Consider the following 2,811-nt stretch of genomic DNA (forward strand, 5'->3'; position numbering starts at 1 on the left):
GTGGCCCGGGGCGTGTTTATGAACCCGCCGCCGTTGACCGTTATGCCGTTCGGATTGGCCAGGATGTAGTCGGCCGGATAACCGAATATTTCAGTATAGCCCTCAAGGCGGGATCGGCTGCTGCCCGTGACCTCGTTCAGGATGACCCGGGCTTCGGGGCCCTTGCCGAGCTTCGGGTTGTTGGCCACCACCCCGCCCAGTTGCGTGCGCCCGGCCTTCTTGCTGTTGTTCAGGATTACGCCGGGCCCGCCCACGTTGAACTGATCGAACATGTTGTGCGAGAGGCCGCCAGAGTTCGGTCTTGCGATGTCGACCAGGGGCACTCCGTTGGGCGCGGCGCTCACGGCCGGCTGATTGGCGGCCGGGGCCGTGGGATCGACCACGATGCCATCCGCAGCAGCCGCCACGGGATTGAATACCAGCAGAAATACCAGCGTCAGACATATAAACCGTTGCAGCGCATGCTTCATGAACCGTCCCCGTACCTGGCTCTCAGAAATTGGAACTCAGCGACCAATAGACTTCCCAGTCCCTGTTTTTCAAAAAAGATGGCGCGTCCAAAGGCCGCGCCACACAAAAGTCCGTTTCAAGAATGCCGCCCCGGGAACGCAATCCTAAAGCCGCTCCCTGCAGAACGCCCCGCTCGTACTCATCGTCCCGGTCACGATGGATGAACCCGGCATCGTAACCGGCATAAACTTGCGGATCATTGAATATCGATGAAAACCACTCAGAATGGCCTTGCGGAAGAAGGGACACGGCGATCTCATTGCGTACGTATCCACCGCTGTCCCCGCCCAGACTTTCCAGCTGGAAGCCCCGCACCGTGTATCGTCCGCCCAGATCCAGGCGCTCGGAGTTGTACAGGGTGTCGGGAGACCACTGCACCACGCCCTGTGTGCTGAACGAGACCGGATGCCCTGCAATCTCGAAAGGACGCATCCAGCTGCCCGTCAGGGAGAACTTCTGAAATTCATGTTTGGGGACGCTCCGCTCCGAGAATTCATCCCGCTCGGCCCCAAAGAGGGGCAGCCCAAGGTTGAACTCGCCGCTCAAACCAAGCACGCCGTCGAATATCCGGCGGTGGTGACCTAACGACACGCCCAGAATGGATAAATCGTAGCTGCCGGCCACAAGGCGCTCTTTCTCGATGAAATTGTCGACATCCTTGATAGTGAAGGAAACGCCTGCAGTGGTTTTGCTCTGGCTGCCTCGGTGCACAACCCGGTTCAGATCAAGACCATAAGAGGATGTGCGGCCATCGCTCAAATACTCGGCCCCGCCACCTTCCAGATGCGTGTGGTATTCGGAGACTCCGGCGCTGGCCGTTACGCTCCAGTACCCGAAGGGCACGGTGTAGTATGCTGAAAAGCTGCGGCTTCCGAGACGCGACATGTCCAGAAGCGCCTTGGCGTCGCCGCTCAAATTGAGGGAAAGCATGTCGCTCAGGCCAAGGGGGTTGTCCTTGTCCACGGACGCAAAGGCCTTGATTTCACCCGTGCTTTTTTGACCCGAATTGTCCAGACCGACCCGAAAACGCCACATCTTGCCCGGCTGATCCGTCACCACGATGCGGCTGGCTCCTACTTTTTCCCCCGGTTCGATGCGAAGCTGCGCGTTGCCGGATGGCAAACGGTTCAACTGATCCATACCTTGCTCGATGTCGCGCAAATTGAGCGGTTTGCCCACGATGCCGGAAGGAAAAGTCATGGCGATCCGCCGCCTGTCCGCAGGAGAATCATCATTGAGACTGATGCTCTCAATCTCGCCTTCGATGACGCGGATTTCCAATCTTCGCGAAGCAAGATCCTGGGCAGGCACAAAAGCGCGTGTCGTGACATATCCGCGCTTGATGTAGAGATTGGTCGCGGCCCGCACCAACTCGTTGATGTGAGTCATGTTCAGGCAGCGCCCAATGAAGGGCTCAAGCAATCCGGCCTTTTCGGAATGGGAAAGCAGCGTCGTCCCAACGAACACAATGCTGTCGATGTGAACGCAGACATCCGTTTCCGCGGATTCCGAAGTTGGCGTCGGCTGATCGAGTTCTATCCTTGAAGGCTTTTTTTCAAGCACATCTTCATGCTGCTGCTTGAATTTTTGTCTCTGAGCTTCCTGATCGCGCTGTATCTGCTCCTGTTGACGAATTAATTCATTAGATGCAAAGCATCGAATGGAATCAGTACAGATAAGCAATACAATAATTGAAAATAAAAAACAGATAAAAAATCGCATTGAAATTACTTTTTGCATAATTAATTTTTAACATTATTGTGCGACACAATTTTATATATTAAAAGCATACATGATCATCAGCAATGCGAGATTTTTTGTATAAATATTTATGTAATTTACATATTTTAAGAATGAAAATTAAATTTAATTAAGCAGTTGTACTTATGCTATTCAAAACCAAAAATGCGCATGACCGCCACGAGAAAGCGGCGGTCATGCGCATTATGTTTTCAAGGCTGCCCGGGTTGGTTGCGACATCATTCGGTGGATTGTGACTTAACTATTCATAAACATGTCTATTTTGACATATTTAGGGGCGCGTATATTTCGAGACGATGAGCGCGCCGCCTGGTCACAACCTTGTCACTGATCCGGGTGGATGCAGTGCTCTTCCGGTGCATCTTCCAGCCATCGCTGCAAGTATGCAGCAACCTTGAAGCCTTGTCCCGGAGGCCAGCGCCTCCGGGACAAGGGAGTTAAAAATCCTAGACCTTTGCGGCCTGCAGTTCCTCGGTGGAGTAACCCCAGCCCACATTGTGCGGAGCAAGGAGTTCTTCGCGGAAGAAGCGGGGCAGCTGG

Annotated in this window: 2 protein-coding genes; both read right to left on the reverse strand. The window is 54.0% G+C overall.

What is annotated here, in order from left to right; genetic code table 11:
- The coding region (locus tag H4684_RS20365) for a filamentous hemagglutinin N-terminal domain-containing protein (protein WP_192625159.1) at positions 1–470 on the reverse strand (470 nt) is incomplete at its 3' end.
- Between the two features lie 22 nt (positions 471–492).
- A complete protein-coding gene (locus tag H4684_RS20370) occupies positions 493–2,073 on the reverse strand; it encodes a ShlB/FhaC/HecB family hemolysin secretion/activation protein (protein ID WP_192625160.1) in 1,581 nt (526 codons plus the stop codon).
- Positions 2,074–2,811: the final 738 nt, after the last annotated feature.

Origin of the sequence: Desulfomicrobium macestii (assembly GCF_014873765.1) — a bacterium.
GTDB classification, from domain to species: Bacteria; Desulfobacterota; Desulfovibrionia; order Desulfovibrionales; family Desulfomicrobiaceae; genus Desulfomicrobium; species Desulfomicrobium macestii.